The following is a 14,569-nucleotide window of genomic DNA, read 5'->3' as shown; positions in this document are numbered from 1 at the left end:
GCATGCCTCCACAATCGCACAGAGAGAGCCTAAAAAGTGATAGCTATCTTTTTATCATTTCACCGTCGCGAGTGTCCGTGGCCCGACACCGTCGCCCCGACGGGCCTCCCGGCGCTCGATCCAACTCAGCAACGGGGTCGTCATCATCGTGGTGATCAGGGCCACCAGCACCAGCACGGTGAACAGCGAAGCGTTCACGATGCCCGCCTCCAGGCCGACGTTGAGCGCGATGAGCTGCATCAGACCCCGGGCGTTCATCAACGCGCCCACCCGCAGCGCGACGCCCTGCGACTCGCCCCGCAGCCGGGCCGCCGCCCAGCAGGCACCGAACTTGCCGACGATCGCCGCCGTCACGCAGGCCGCCGCGAACAGCAGCACCGGCGGGCTGCCGAGCAGCCCGAACTCCGTCCGCAGCCCCGAATAGGTGAAGAACAGCGGCAGGAAGACCGTCGCGGCGACCGGGGTGAGGGTGTCCACCACCCGGTCGGTGTTCTCGTTGTGGGGCATCACCACGCCGACCGCGAACGCGCCGAACACCGCGTACAGCCCGATCTCGTCGGTGTACCAGGCCACCAGGAAGAGCAGGGCCACCGTGCCGAGCACCCGGGCGGAGTCGTTGAGGCGGGAACTGGTCATCAACGCCGTGGTCACCCGCCGCCCGCACAGCCAGAGCACCAGCGCGAACAGCACCGCCCCACCGGCGGTGACCACCGCCGGCCCGGCCCGGCCGGAGGCGAACGCCAGCACCACGGCCAGCATGATCCAGGCGACCATGTCGTCGATCGCACCACTGGCCAACGACAAGGTGCCGTGCCGGGTGCCGGCGTGTCCGCGTTCGGTGATGATCCGGGCCAGCATCGGGAAGGCGGTGATGGCCAGTGCCACCCCGACGAACGCCGCCGAGACCCCGATCGACGTCCCCTCGGCCCGCATCGGCACGGCGTCCGCGGTGACCAGGACCAGCCCCACCCCCAGGACCAGCGGCGCGGTCACCCCGGCCAGGGACACCAACCCGGCGGTGCCGGCCAGGCCGGTGACCCGGTGGGCGCTGAAGGCGTACCCGGCCTGGAACATGAACAGCACCAGGCCGACCTGGCCCACCACGTACAGGACCGGCAGCAGCGCGGTCGGGAACAGCGCGTCCTTCACGTCCGGCAGCACGAAACCGAGCAGCGACGGGCCCAGCAGGACACCGGCGAGCATCTCGCTGACCACGGCCGGCTGGCCCACCCGGCCGAGCAGCCAGGCCACCGCCTTGCAGAAGATCAGGATCACCGCGACCGCGATGAAGAACCGTGGAGCCAACTGGGTGGGGGTCACCGGACCGCCTCCTCGAAATAGTTGGTGCACAAGCGTTGCCGTCGCGCGTCGACGACCATCCAGGCGCCGAACACGAGTTGCCGCAGGCTGCGACCCACGTCGGCCCAGCGGTCCCGCCACCGCATCGCGGCCAGCCGCAGCCGCCCCGGGCCGGCCACCCCGACCGGGGTCAGGTACGCCGGGCCCCGGCTGGGCAGCGACCGGCTGTGCGCGGCCGAGGACGCCAGGGCGTACCGGCGCAGCACCTCACGGGTCGCGGCGCGCAGCATCACCGGCGCGACCCCGCGCGCCGGGCAGGCCCGGTTCGCGGTGACGCCGTACGGGATGAACCGGGCGTCGCGGCGACGCAACGTGCGCCACCGGTCCGGGTCGAACCGCTCGTCGCCGGCCGGTCCGCTGCGCTGGAACGCCAGGTAGTTGAAGAGCAGCACCGACCCGGCGGGCAGGGTCACCCCGGAGGGCAACCCGATCGGCGCGGAGGTGATCCGGTGCGCGACGCCGAACAGCGGATGCACCCGCAGCGTCTCGTCGATCACCCGGTCCAACGCTTCGTCGTCCAGACCCCGCTGCAGGTCCGGCCGGTTGGCCAGGGCCAGCAGCACGTGCGCCATCGCCTCGGACATCTGCACCACCGCCGTGGTGCCGAACGCGCCGTGCAGGTACCAGGCCGTCTCCCCGGTGGTGAACGACGGCGGCAACGTCACCGGGCAGGTGCCCGCCTCGACCCGGGCACGCAGGTACCGGGTCAACGGGTCCCGCCGGTCCAGGTGCCGCAGGCCGGTGCACTTCAGGGCGGCGGCCACGTCGGCGGCGTTGGCGACGAACAACGCCCGGACCTGCGGCGGGCACACCTCACCGAAGATCAGCTCGTGGAAGACCTCCGCCCACACCGGCATCATCAGATCCCGCAGCCGGACGTGGACCCGCCCGGCCGGCAACTCGTCGAGCACCCGCCGGGTGGCGGCGGTGGCGAGCGCGTCGGCGCGCTGGGGCCGGACCGCGAGCACCTGCCGGGTCACCCCGGCCACGGTGCGGTACCGCTCCCCCGGCTCCAGGTGCTCCTGGTGCATGTGCGGGCCGGGCGACAGCCAGTACCAGAACAGGTCGGACAGACCGGCGCCCCGGCTACGCCCGTCGGCCGCCGGATCGGCGTACAGCCGCTCGAAGTCCTCGACGTCGACGAGCGGGCCGGGCACCGGGATGCCCTCCCCGCCGTTGACCCGGGCGAACACCCACTGTCGTAGCCGCACCACCGCCGCCGGCAGCCACCGGGGCAGGGTCCAGCCCACCCCGGCCACGAGCAGCACGCCGCACAGCACCGGCGCGCTCACGCCGGGGCTCCCGTGGTGACCAGGCCGGGGCACAGGTCGCCCGGCCGCGCGACGCCCACCAGCGCCAGCGCCCGGTCGAGGTCGGCGTGCAGCAGGTCGAGCACGTGCCGCACCCCGGCCGTCCCGCCCGCCGCCAGCCCCCACAGCACCGGGCGGCCGACCAGCACGGCCGTCGCCCCGAGCGCCATCGCGACAAGGACGTCGACCCCGCGCCGCAGCCCGCCGTCGACGAGCACCGGTAGCCGGCCGCCGACGGCCGCCACGACGGCCGGCAACGCGTCCAGGGTGGCCGTCACCCCGTCGAGTTGCCGGCCGCCGTGGTTGGAGACCACCACCCCGTCCACCCCGTGCTCGACGGCCAGCCGGGCATCCTCGGGGTGCAGCACCCCCTTGAGCAGGATGGGCACCGTGGTGAGCCGACGCAGCACGGCGACCAGCTCCCAGCTCGCCCGGGCGTTCATCTCGACGTCCCGGACCCGGCCGTTCGCGTCACGCATGTTCTCGCAGACCATGCCGGGTGGCAGGTCGACGAATCCGTGCCGCAGGTCGCGCTCGCGCCGACCGAACACGGGCGAGTCGACCGTGACGACCAGGGCCCGGCAGCCGGCGGCCACCGCCCGCCGTACCACGGTGGTGGTGAACTCCAGGTCGGTGTGCGGGTAGAGCTGGAACCACAGCGTCCCGCCGGCCGCCGCGATCTGCTCGACCGGACGGGTGGCCGCCATGCTCACCACCATCACCGTGCCGGCCCCGGCGGCGGCGCGGGCGGTGGCCACCTCGCCGTCGGGGTGGGCCAACCGGTGGAACGCGGTCGGCGCGACCAGCACCGGCATCGACACCTCGCTGCCGAGCAGCGAGATCCGCAGGTCCCGGTCGCCGGTGGCGCGCAGCACCCGGGGCAGCAGCCAGCGTCGGGCGAAGGCCGCCTCGTTGGCCCGCAGGGTACGTTCGTCGCCGGCCCCGCCCGCGAAGAAGTCCCAGTGCACCGGGTCGAGGCGGCGGCGGGCGGCGGCGGCCACGTCGGCCAGGTTCAGCCCCACCTCGTCGAGGGCCGGCACGTCAGTCCCCGGCCCCGCGCAGGCACCGGTCGACGAAGGCGACAAGCGGCGTCACGTGCACCTGCGGCCGGTCCCACCGGTTCTCCAGGTTCTCCGCCAGGTGGTGGGTCGCGACGACCTGCCCCGCCCGGTGGTGGCGCACCACCGGATGCAGGTACGCCGCGTCGTGGGCCTGACCGATGACGTCCTGGGCGACCCGTTTCACCGTCACGTCGAACGGGTCCACCTGGTCGTGCTCCGGGCCGTACTCCAGGGTGACCACGAACGCGTCGGAGTAGTCGTGGTCGGCGGTGCGCAGGCCGGTCTCGGTGAAGTAGTCCACCGGCACCTCCTCGTGGTATCGCGCGTCGGCGTCGGCGACGGTCACCACGTCGGCGAGGACGTCGAACTGCTGCCACAGCGCGGAGGTGCGGTTCACCCGGGCGATGATCGCGTCGGCGATCGACGACCCGCTCGCGTCCAGCTTCTCCGCCGGCCACGGCGTGTCCCCGTACCGGCGTTCGAGGATCCGGTGCAGGGCCCGTACGGCGTAGCGGAAGCCGTGGATGAACCCGTTGGTCGAACGCTTGAAGTCCCGCTGCTGGGTGATGGTGCCGGCGAAGAACAGGTCGGGCACGTTCACCGACTCCCACTGCGCGGTCTGGGCCGGGAAGCGGTCCCGGATCGCCAGCTGCGGCCGGCACGACCCGTCGAAGATCGACGCGTCGAAGGCGAACCCGGTGCAGACGAGCACCCGGTCGTAGCGCAGCTCCTTGGTCACCTCGTCGGCGCGGGAGAACGCGAACGTCACCGTGTAACCGTCGGCGTCGCGGGTGATCCGCCGGACGGTGCCGTCCAGGACCGCGTTGGCCGACTTGAGCTGGTAGGTGTCGAGGAAGTTGTTGTTCACCGCCCGCAGGTGCCCGACGTAGTGGGTGCGCCAGGCCATCCGCACCGAGCTGGGCCCGGCCAGGTGGATCAGGGTGGTGGTCTCCATCAGGTTGTCGGCCGTCTCGAACGCGGAGTTGCCCTTGCCGATGATCAGCACCTTCTGGTCGAGGTAGTCACGCGGGTCGACGGGCATGTCCGCGTACTGCTCGGCCAGCTCCAGCCCGGGGATGTCCGGCAGGTACGGCCGGGACACGCCGGTGGCGACGACCAGCCGCCGGGCCCGGAAGGTCTCCCCGGCGTGCACCTCGAAGATGCCGTCCACCTTGGACACCGAGGTGACCCGCGCGCCGTAGCGCACCTTCACCCCGGTCTTCGCGGCGAAGTCGGCCAGGTAGCGGACCATCTGGTCGGCGTCCGGGAAGTACCGTTCGGTGTACCTGGTGAACCGCAGCTCCGGATCGTCGCTGAGCAGCGAGTTCCAGTCCAGCCGCAGGTTGAACTCCGGGTCGTCGGAGCCGGTGTGCGGCTTGTTGATGGAGATCAGTTGCCGGTGCCGGGGGTAGGTGGCGAAGAACGCGCCCGGGATGTCCGCGCCCTCCAGCACCAGGTAGTCACGCCGGCCGTCGGCCTCGAGCAGGGCGGCCAGTTGCAGGCCGGCGGGGCCGGCTCCGATGATCAGACAGTCGAGCGTCACGACGGGCCATCCAGGGTGAGAGGGGTCAACGGGGGTTCCAGTGCGTCCATGACGTCGGCGGCGCGCCGGACGTCGCCGTCGAGCGGCCGGTCCGGGTCGACCGGGGGGATCGCCGCGACCAGCGCCGCCAGCACCCGGGCGCAGCCCGGCGCGGTGGGCGTGCGAGCGCCCACGTACGCGGCCTGACGCAGCCCCAGCGCCAACGAGCCGACGATCAGCCGCAGCAGCCCGGCCTGGTCGAAGACCCGCAGGGCGGCCTGGGTGCCGAGCGGGATGACGTCCTGGTTGTGCAGGTTGGTGGGCAGGCTCTGCATGCTCGCCGGCATGGCGTCCCGGCGGATCTCGGCGATCAGCGCGGTCGAGGCCAGCTGCACCCCCTGGAGGCCGTGCTGCTGCCCCGGGCCGGCGGCCAGCATCGGCGGCAGGCCACCGTTGCGGTGCGGGTCGACGAGCAGGTCGAGTTGCCGCTCGACGAGGTTGCCGACCTGCGCCACCACCATCGACAGCAGGTCGGCGGCGAACGCGGCGGGCTGGCCGAAGAAGTTGCCGCCGTGCACCACGAGGTCGTCGTCGGGGAAGAACAGCGGGTTGTCGCTGACGCTGCCCAGGTCGGCGGTGACCACGGAATCGACGTGGCGCAGCGCGTCCTCGGCCGCGCCGAGCAGTTGCGGCGCGCACCGGATGCTGTACGGCTCCTGCAACGGGCGCTTGCCCGACCCGACCAGACCCTCGCCGACCTGCCGCATCCGCGCGCCGACGTCGATCGCGCCCGGATGCCCGTACGCGCGCAGCAGCCGGGCGTCGAGGAACTGCGGGTCGCAGCCGAGCAGATCGGCCAGCAGGCAGGTGAGCGCCTGCGCCGCCCGGTGCGCGGCGCGTACGGCGGACAACGCCAGCGCCGTCGCCGCGGTGGTCAGCGAGGTGCCGTTGACCAGGGCCAGGGCGTCCCGGCCGTCCAGTGGCAACGGGGTCAGGCCGGCCTTCTCCAGCGCCTGCGCGGCCGGCAGGCGTACCCCGTCGAGGTAGGCGTGGCCGCGACCGCGCAGCGCCTGGGCCGCCGCGCCCAACGGGATCAGGTCCCCGCTCGCGCCCACCGAACCCCACCTCGGCACGGCGGGCACGAAGGTGGTCCCGAGCATCGCCGCCAGCGCGTCGACGACGTGCGGGGACACCCCCGACGCGCCCCGGGCCAGCGACCAGGCCCGGACCAGCACGGTGGCCCGGACGATCCCGGGGTCGAGATCCGGGCCGTGTCCCGCACCGAGGTGGGCGAGGGTGTTGTCGGCCTGGTCGCGCAGGTCGGCGCGGCCGGCGTACCCGACGAGGGCACCGAAGCCGGTGGTGCTGCCGTACACCGCGCGGTCCTCGCCGAGCACCGCGGACAGGAAGGTGCGGGTGCGGGTGACCCGGTCGCGGACCTGGGCGCCGACCACGACCCGGACCGGGTCGCGGGCGGCGCTCAGGTCGGCGATCCGCAGCGGTGCCGCGAGATCAACCTCTGTCGTCATGCGACCGGACCCTAGAGAGCGATTCTCAGAACGCTTTGAAATCGGGCCGATACGGTGCGCCGCATGACGCTCGACTACCTGATCATCGGAGCCGGGCCGGCCGGGCTCCAACTCGCCGCCCTGCTGGAGCGCGACGGCCGCGACCATCTGGTGCTGGAGGCCGGACCGGCGCCGGGCACGTTCTTCAGCCGCTACCCGCGGCACCGCCAGTTGATCTCGATCAACAAGGTCTGGACCGGTTCCGACGATCCGGAGTTCAACCTGCGCTCCGACTGGAACTCGCTGCTCACCGACGATCCGGCGCTGCTGTTCCGCAACTTCAGCCGGCGCTACTTCCCCGACGCCGACGACATGGTGCGCTACCTCGCCGCCTTCGCGCAGGGGCTGCGGGTCCGCTACGACACCCGGGTCACCCGGATCGCCCGCGACGGCGACCTGTTCACCGTCGCGGCCGGCGACGACACCCTGACCGCCCGTCGGGTCGTCGTGGCCACCGGCGTCTCCCAGTTGTACGTGCCGCCGATCGAGGGCGTCGAACTCGCCGAACGCTACGACACCGTCAGCGTCGACCCGGACGACTTCACCAACCAGCGGGTCCTGATCATCGGCAAGGGCAACTCGGCCTTCGAGACCGCCGACGCCCTGGTCGGGACCGCCGCCGTCATCCACGTCGCCGGCCCGCACTCGATCCGGCTGGCCTGGCAGACGCACTACGTCGGGCACCTGCGCGCGGTGAACAACAACTTCCTCGACACCTACCAGCTCAAGTCGCAGAACGCGGTCCTCGACGGCACCGTCGAGCGGATCGCCCGCCGCGACGACGGTGGCTACCGCATCGACTTCCGGTACGCCCGCACCCGCGAGTCGCTACGGCAGATCGACTACGACCGGATCATCCTGTGCACCGGTTTCCGGTTCGACGCGGACATCTTCGACCCGTCGGCGCGGCCCCGGCTGGTCATCAACGACCGTTTCCCCGAGCAGACCTCCGGCTTCGAGTCGGTGAACGTGCCCGGCCTGTTCTTCGCCGGCACCCTCACCCAGCAGCGCGACTTCAAGCGCTCCACCAACGGCTTCATCCACGGTTTCCGGTACGGCGTACGCGCCCTGCACCGGATGCTCGACGCCCGGTACCACGGCACCCCGTGGCCGTCGGTCACCCTGGACGCCACCCCGGAGGCGATCACCGACGCGATCATCGCCCGGATCAACCGCACCTCGGCGCTGTGGCAGCAGTTCACCGTCCTCGGTGACGTCGTCGTGATCGCCGACGGTGTCGCGCGCTACCACGAGGAGGTGCCGGTGGCCCACCTGCACGACGGCGGCCTGGGGCCCGAGCCGTTCGCGGTGGTGACCACCCTGGAGTACGGCCCGGACCACGACCAGGTCGACCCGTTCGACATCACCGTCCCCCGGATCGCCGAGAACGACGCCGAACGCGCCCACGACGCCAGCTACCTGCACCCCGTCGTCCGGGTGCACCGGGGTGGGCAGGTCGTCGCCACCCACCACCTCGCCGAGAACCTGGAGAACAACTGGGACCTGCCCGGCGTGCACCAGCAGCCGCTGGCGCTGTTCCTCAAGGGCGTCCTGTCCGATGCCGGCTGAACACCACCACGACGGCCGTGGCGCGGCGGACGCCGACCATCGCGTCACGGGGCCCGGCCGGCACGGCGGGCACGACCGGACCGGTCGCGGGTCGGCGGACCGCGACCGGGCCGGGGCCGCCGCCGGTGGTGAGCTGTGGCCGCAGCCCGTGCTGCGGCTGCTCGCCACCGGTGGCGACCGGCCGGTCTTCGAGGACGGCGACCGGACCGTCGGCGCGGCCGAGCTGGCGGACCTGGTCCGGCGGATCGCCAGCGGGCTGCGCGCCGCCGGCATCGGACCGGGTCGGGCGGTGGCGTTGCGGATCGGGGTCACCCCGGAGGCGCTCGCCGGTGTCCTCGCCGCGTTCACCATCGGCGCACGGGTGTCCGGCATCCGGCCGGAGCTGACCCCGGCGCAACTCGACCGGTTACTCGCCAGCGACGACGCGCTGCTCGTCGACGACGCCCGGCTCGCCACCCTGGCGGGCACCACCGACGACGGCAGCCCGCTGGTCGCCGCCGGCCGGCCCGGCGACGTCGCCCGGATCACCTGGACCAGCGGCAGCACCGGCCATCCCAAGGGCTGCGCCCAGACGTACGCGGCGATGAGCGCGGCCTGGGCGGCCCACCCCGACCGGTGGCCGCCGGCGATCGCCGAACTCGCCCCAAGGCTGGGGCGCTACCTGGTCTTCGGCTCGCTGAGCAGCCAGGTGATGCTGGAGTACGGCATCCTCACCCTGGCCGCCGGGGGCACCCTGGTCGCCGCCCGACCGCCCGGCTTCCCCGGCATGATCACCCGGCACCGGGCCACCGCGAGCGTGATCACCGTCGGCAAGCTGCACCAGCTCGTCCGCGACCAGCGTGCCGACCCGGTCGACCTGGGCAGCCTACGGGCGCTCGTGGTCTCCGGTTCCCCGCTCACCGCGTCCCGGCTGGCTGAGGCGCTCGACGTGCTCGGCCCGGTGGTCTTCCACGGCTACGGGCAGACCGAGACCGGAATGATCTCGATGGTCACCCCGACCGAGTTGCTGGCCGACCCGCGCCGGCTGGCCTCGGTCGGGCGCGCCCCGGCGGTGGTCGACCTGTCCGTCCGGGACGCCGACGGCCGGCCGGCGACCGAGGGTGAACTGTTCGTCCGGACCCCGGCGCAGGCCGCCGCCTACTGGGGCGACCCGGCCGAGACCGCCGAGGTGTTCACCGACGGCTGGGTACGCACCCGCGACCTGGCCCGGTTGGACGCCGACGGCTACCTGCACCTGTACGGCCGGGCCCGGGACGTGATCATCGTCAACGCCAACCTGGTGTACGCCGGCCCGATCGAGCGGGTGCTCGCCACCGACCCCGCCGTCGCCGAGGCGTACGTGGTCAGCCGGCCCGACGACGTCACCGGCGAGGCGGTGCACGCGTACGTGGTGCCGGCCGGCGGTCGCCCGGTGGACGTCGACCGGCTGCGCGCCCTGGTCGCGGCGGCCCTGGGTGCGGCCGCCGTCCCGACGACCGTCGAGGTGATCGCCGGGGTGCCGGTGGGGCCGAGCGGCAAACCGGACAAGCGCGCCCTGGGCGTGGGCGTCGGCTCCTGAACGGCGGCTACCGCTTCCGCGCGACGAGCAGGTACTCGTGCGCCCGGTTGTTGACCATCGGGTCCCCCTCGGTGACCGGGCGCGGGTAGAGGTGGATGCGCTCGTCGCCGAGGGTGAGGTGACCGCCGAGCACCCGGCCGACGTCCCACGCCAGCGGCACGAACCGGTCGGCGACCCGCCGGTTCTGCACCGCGACGACCGCGTACGCGCCCCGCTTGAGCACCCGGGCCAGCGCGTGGAAGGCGTGGTCGAGGGCGGTCAGGTAGGCGGAGTAGTCGCGCAGCGCGTAGAACTGGCCGTCGACCGGGGAGTCGGTGTCGAGCGCGGTGCCGAAGTAGGGCAGGTCGGTGACGAGGAAGTCGACGCTGCGGTCGGGCACCGGGGGCCGGCGGGCGTCACCGCAGATCACCACCTGGCCGGGGTACGCCTCCAGGCGACGCGCCGCCTGCTTGGCCCGGTCCGGGGAGATCTCCAGGCCGATGCCGCGCCGGCCGGTGACCGAGGCCGCGACGAGGCTGGTCCCCCACCCGGCGAACGGGTCGAACACCAGGTCCCCCGGCCGGCTGAACTCGGTGATCAGAGGGGCGATCTGACTCACCCAGCCGCACTGGCCGGCGGCTGCCGGTGGCGCGTGCCGCGGATCGTCGCCGGTGAGGACCACCCAGCTGGCAACTCCCATCAGTGACTCTCCCTGACTCGTACGAGGTCGGCGTCGCGACCGTCGGGGGAACCGGCGGCGGGCGCGCCACCGGGGGGATCAGCAGCGGCGGGACCGCCGTGGGGTCCGGGAGGGGTGTCCCCGGGTGGCGGCGGGGTCGGCCCGTCGGTGGTCTCCGGTGTGGACGGGGCCCCGACCGCCGCCGGGGGCAGGTGGGATTCGAGGCGCAGCACGCCGAGGGCCGACACGGCCACACCGGCGGCCAGCACGAGCCACATGCCGGTCGGCGACAGCGACAGCAGCGCGGTCAGCACCGCCGGCGCCAACGCGCCCGGCACCGCCCAGGACAACTGGTAGACGGCGAGGTGCCGGCCCCGGGTCTGCTCGGGGGCCGCGTTGACCACCAGCGCGGACGCGGTCGCCCCGTGCAGGAGTTCCCCGACGGTGAACAGCGCGGTCGCGGCGAACACGCCGGCCAGCAGCACCGCCCCGCCGGCCGTCGCGCCGAGCACCGCGAACGACACGAACGACAGCCCGAACACGCCGGCCCCGGCCGCAACGGCCCTCGACCGGCGGAACCGGGTCAACGCCCGGGTGACCGGGATCTGCGCCACCGCGATGCCGATGGTGTTCACCGCGTAGAGCGCACCGACGAGCGAGGGCGGCTGCCCCAGGTGCAGCGTCACGTAGACGGGCAGGCTCACCGAAAGCACCATGTAGCCGAACGCGGTCGGCACGTTGAGCAGGGTGAGGGCGAGGAACGGGCGGTTGCGGGCCACCAGCCGGTAGCCCCGACCCTGCGTCGTACGGGGGGTGCCGCCGGACCGACGCTGCACGGGGATCGCGCGGATCAGCCCGGCCGCGACGGTGAAGGCGACCGCGCTGGTCAGCACGATCACGGTGAACGCCCGGTCGGCCCGCACCGTGAGCGCCGCCCCGGCCAGCAGACCACCCGCGCCGAGCCCGGCGTTGCGCAGGCTCCGCTGCGCGGCGATCAGCCTGTCCCGGGCGCTGCCGCTGGCGATCTCCGCGACCAGCGAGTGCACCGACGGGGAGAACGACACGTCACCGAACGCCACCACCAGCACGGCCAGGAACAGCGGCCCCGCCGAGTCGACCAGGGGGTAACAGGCGAACGCGGCGGCGCGCAGCAGGTAGCCGCCCACCACCACGGCGCGTGCGCCGAACCGGTCGACGAGCACCCCGGTCAGCGGGTTGGCGATCAGGCCGAGCACCGCCGCCGCGCTGACGATCGCGCCGACCCGCCCGACGGACAGGCCGGTGCTGTGCTGGAAGTAGATCAGCGACAGCGGCAGGTACATGCCGCTACCGGTGGCGTCGATCACCATCGCCGTCATGTAGCGGGCCTGGACTCCCCGGCCGGTCACGACGCCTCCCCGATCTGGATCTGCGCGGCGACCCGGTCGCCGAGCCGGCGTAGCCGCGCCTCGCACTCGCCCCGGGTGGGGGCGGCGGCGACGGCGGCGGTGAGGAAGTCGGCCGACCCGGCGGCCGGCGGGATCACCTGCCCGGGTCGGGCCCAGCACCAGAACCGGCGTACCCACGGCTCGGTCGGCGGGCTGGGCACCGTGCGGACCAGCCCGGGACGTTTCATCATCAGCATCTGGCCGGACATGCTGCGCGGACGTGGGCGGGCGTCGCCGGTGAGCCGGTCCAGCACCGGTACGGGCAGCCCCAACTGGGTACGCAGCTCCGCCTCCGCCAGGTTGACACCGAACATCACCTCGAACACCTCGCGGATCTTCGCCCCGCCGCTGCGGCAGGCGATCTCGCAGAGCACCAGCCGGTCGTCGGGGGTGTGGAACACCTCCGCGTGGAAGGCGTGGTCGGTGAGGCCGCCGGGGCGGCGGGTGAGGGCGGCCAGCACCCGGTCGACGAGGTCGAGCAGCCGCCCGGTGAGCGGGTCGTCCGGGTCGAGGGTGACGTCGATGCGCGGGCCGGGGTCGCTGCCGAACGAGGCGAGGTCGTACTGGTACTGCGACGGCCACGCCAGCACGGTACGGCCGGCCCGGACGAACCCGTCGACGTGGCACATCCGGCCGGGCACGAACCGCTCGACGAGCAGGTCGTCGCGGTCGCCGTCGCGGTACAGCTCGTCCAGGTGGGCGTCCAGGTCCCCGGCGGAGCGCACGATGCGCAACCCGACGGAGTTGTAGCCGGCCCGCTGCTTGAGCACCACCGGGTACCCGTGGTCGGCCGCGAAGGCCCGTACCTGCCCGGCCGTGGCCGCCAGGGCGTGCGGGGCCACCTCGATGCCGGCGGCCGTCGCCCGCTGCTTCATCAGCAGCTTGTCGCGGAACGGCCGGATGTCGGCGGGTCGGGGGCCCGGCAACCCCCAGCGGACCCGCAGCTCGGCGGCGAGTTCCAGGTCCGCCTCGTGCAGGGCGACGACGTGCCGGGGCCGGTGGCGGGCGGCGAGCGCGGTGGCACGGGCCGCCACGTCCCGGTCGTAGTGGTCGAGCACCTCCAGGTGGGCCAGGCCGAGGGTGTCGGTCGGTACCTGCTCGCCGAAGGACTCGATCTTGTCGCGGGCGGCGATCACCACCGCCGGCCGGTCGTGGTCGGCCAGCCAGTCCCGGTACGGGAACGGCTCCAGCGGATTGCGGTGCAGGATCAGCACGCTCACCTACCCCACCGCCCCGGTCAGCTGGTGCACCTCGGCGACCCGGGCCAGGTGCTCGACACCCCGGTCGTCGCGGATGCGGATGCGGATGAACTCGTCGACGAGCCGGGCACCCCGCTCGGCGGCGGCGGCGACCGTGGGGCCGGTGACGGCGACCAGGCCGAGCCGGTCCCAGTTGTCCCGCAGCGGGCGCACCTCGTCGCCGGGCCGGGCGCTGATCCGGACCGCCAGGACGTCGGGCTGGCGGGCCGCCTCCTGCACCCCCTCGACGGACAGCACCCGACCGGGTGGGCCGACGACGGCACGCACACAGCCCGCCCCCCGGGGCGCGGGGCTGTCCGGCAACGGGTCGACCAGGCGGAACGGCCAGCCGACGGCGAGCCGGTCCAGGTCGATGCCGTACACGGCGCGGACCAGTTCGCCGATGGCGTCGCCGCCGTAGCGGTGGTGGCCCTCGATGATGCGGGCCCGGGTGCCGCTGAGGCGGACCTCGGTGTGGCAGGGGCCGTCGGTGAAACCCAGATGGTCGAGGAAGGTGCCGACGCACTCGCCGACCCGGTCCCAGGCGTCCTCGGTCAGCCGGGCCGGCACGGCGTGGCCGAGTTCGGCGAAGTGCCCCGGGTCGGTCATCTTCTCGGTGACCGTGACGACCACGTGCCGGCCGGCGAAGCTGAACGTCTCGACGCTGAACTCCCGGCCGTGGACGTACTCCTCCATCAGGAAGTCGTCGAGCACCAGCAGGGTCGACACCCGGTCGGTGCGGGTCCCCCGCAGCCGGCACACCTGCTCCCACACGGCTTCGTGCCCGGACGGGTCGTCGACCCGGAACACCCCGATGCTGGCGGTGGCGGCGGTCGGCTTCACCACGAACGGGTACCCGTGCCGGACGCCGAAGGCGCGCAGGTCGTCGAAGTCGCGCAGGGGCGCCGCCGCGACCGCCCCGGCGTCGCGGCGGACCAGGTGGCGGCGCATGGCCAGCTTGTCCCGGAACCGGCGGGACACGGGGTAGCTGGTGCCGTCGAGGCCGAGCAGGTCCCGGGCACGGGCCGCGATGTCCAGGCCCGGCTCGGTGAGCGACACCACCTGGTCGATGCGCCACCGCTGGTGCAGCCGGGTCACGACCGGCGCGGTGAGCGTCCAGTCGGTGTAGTCCAGCACCTCCACGACGTCGGCCACCTGCCGCTGCCGCTCGGTGATCTTGGTGGGGTGCTGGAGCAGCAGCACCCGCAGACCCAGTTCCTTCGCCGCGACGGCGGTGTCGTCGACGCCACCGACGAGTAGCAGTGTCCGCACGGGACCGTCCCCTTCGAATCTCCGGCG

Annotated in this window: 11 protein-coding genes; 2 read left to right on the top strand and 9 right to left on the bottom strand. The window is 73.4% G+C overall.

Features of this window, described 5'->3' with window-relative positions:
- Positions 1-54 precede the first annotated feature (54 nt).
- From ACN260_RS10485 to ACN260_RS10465, 5 genes are read right to left on the bottom strand one after another with little or no spacing between them, the layout of a single operon-like run.
- Positions 55-1,320, bottom strand: coding sequence for a cation:proton antiporter (locus tag ACN260_RS10485; protein ID WP_422755770.1), 1,266 nt, complete (start codon positions 1,318-1,320; stop codon positions 55-57).
- Positions 1,317-2,651: a cytochrome P450 gene (locus tag ACN260_RS10480; protein ID WP_422755769.1), complete on the bottom strand. Its 1,335-nt coding sequence runs from the start codon at positions 2,649-2,651 to the stop codon at positions 1,317-1,319. The genes ACN260_RS10485 and ACN260_RS10480 overlap by 4 nt, the downstream gene beginning before the upstream one ends.
- A complete protein-coding gene (locus tag ACN260_RS10475; protein WP_422755768.1) occupies positions 2,648-3,709 on the bottom strand; it encodes an alpha-hydroxy acid oxidase in 1,062 nt (353 codons plus the stop codon). Before ACN260_RS10475 ends, ACN260_RS10480 begins: the two co-directional genes overlap by 4 nt.
- A gap of 1 nt (position 3,710) precedes the next feature.
- On the bottom strand, positions 3,711-5,273 hold the full coding sequence (locus ACN260_RS10470) for an NAD(P)-binding domain-containing protein (RefSeq protein WP_422755767.1): 1,563 nt from the start codon (positions 5,271-5,273) through the stop codon (positions 3,711-3,713).
- Positions 5,270-6,781 carry an aromatic amino acid ammonia-lyase gene (locus ACN260_RS10465; protein WP_422755766.1) on the bottom strand — a complete coding sequence of 504 codons (1,512 nt, stop codon included), beginning with the start codon at positions 6,779-6,781 and terminating at the stop codon, positions 5,270-5,272. Before ACN260_RS10465 ends, ACN260_RS10470 begins: the two co-directional genes overlap by 4 nt.
- 63 nt (positions 6,782-6,844) lie before the next feature.
- Between ACN260_RS10465 and ACN260_RS10460 the strand changes: the two genes are divergently transcribed.
- Both ACN260_RS10460 and ACN260_RS10455 read left to right on the top strand, forming a co-directional pair.
- The gene (locus tag ACN260_RS10460; protein WP_422755765.1) at positions 6,845-8,389 is read left to right on the top strand and encodes an NAD(P)-binding domain-containing protein; all 1,545 of its coding nucleotides are present in this window, start codon (positions 6,845-6,847) and stop codon (positions 8,387-8,389) included.
- On the top strand, positions 8,379-9,947 hold the full coding sequence (locus ACN260_RS10455; RefSeq protein ID WP_422755764.1) for a class I adenylate-forming enzyme family protein: 1,569 nt from the start codon (positions 8,379-8,381) through the stop codon (positions 9,945-9,947). The genes ACN260_RS10460 and ACN260_RS10455 overlap by 11 nt, the downstream gene beginning before the upstream one ends.
- 7 nt (positions 9,948-9,954) lie before the next feature.
- Here ACN260_RS10455 and ACN260_RS10450 read toward each other — a convergent pair whose 3' ends face one another.
- Genes ACN260_RS10450 through ACN260_RS10435 form a run of 4 tightly spaced genes read right to left on the bottom strand, consistent with a single transcriptional unit; the run spans position 9,955 to position 14,542 of the window.
- Positions 9,955-10,626: a TRM11 family SAM-dependent methyltransferase gene (locus ACN260_RS10450; RefSeq protein WP_422755763.1), complete on the bottom strand. Its 672-nt coding sequence runs from the start codon at positions 10,624-10,626 to the stop codon at positions 9,955-9,957.
- The gene (locus ACN260_RS10445) at positions 10,626-11,993 is read right to left on the bottom strand and encodes an MFS transporter (RefSeq protein WP_422755762.1); all 1,368 of its coding nucleotides are present in this window, start codon (positions 11,991-11,993) and stop codon (positions 10,626-10,628) included. Before ACN260_RS10445 ends, ACN260_RS10450 begins: the two co-directional genes overlap by 1 nt.
- The gene (locus ACN260_RS10440; protein WP_422755761.1) at positions 11,990-13,252 is read right to left on the bottom strand and encodes a hypothetical protein; all 1,263 of its coding nucleotides are present in this window, start codon (positions 13,250-13,252) and stop codon (positions 11,990-11,992) included. The genes ACN260_RS10445 and ACN260_RS10440 overlap by 4 nt, the downstream gene beginning before the upstream one ends.
- Positions 13,253-14,542: an ATP-grasp domain-containing protein gene (locus tag ACN260_RS10435; protein ID WP_422755760.1), complete on the bottom strand. Its 1,290-nt coding sequence runs from the start codon at positions 14,540-14,542 to the stop codon at positions 13,253-13,255.
- Positions 14,543-14,569 lie beyond the last annotated feature (27 nt).

It is taken from the genome of Micromonospora sp. WMMD708 (assembly GCF_049315245.1).
Taxonomy (GTDB): domain Bacteria; phylum Actinomycetota; class Actinomycetes; order Mycobacteriales; family Micromonosporaceae; genus Micromonospora; species Micromonospora wenchangensis.
This window is presented reverse-complemented; position numbering and strand designations above follow the sequence as displayed.

What these genes read in the sequence shown, in the direction of transcription:
- ACN260_RS10465 (WP_422755766.1), bottom strand. Translation starts at nt 6,781, where the DNA reads ATGACGACAGAGGTTGATCTCGCGGCACCGCTGCGGATCGCCGACCTG.
- ACN260_RS10460 (WP_422755765.1), top strand. Translation starts at nt 6,845, where the DNA reads ATGACGCTCGACTACCTGATCATCGGAGCCGGGCCGGCCGGGCTCCAA.
- ACN260_RS10455 (WP_422755764.1), top strand. Translation starts at nt 8,379, where the DNA reads ATGCCGGCTGAACACCACCACGACGGCCGTGGCGCGGCGGACGCCGAC.
- ACN260_RS10450 (WP_422755763.1), bottom strand. Translation starts at nt 10,626, where the DNA reads ATGGGAGTTGCCAGCTGGGTGGTCCTCACCGGCGACGATCCGCGGCAC.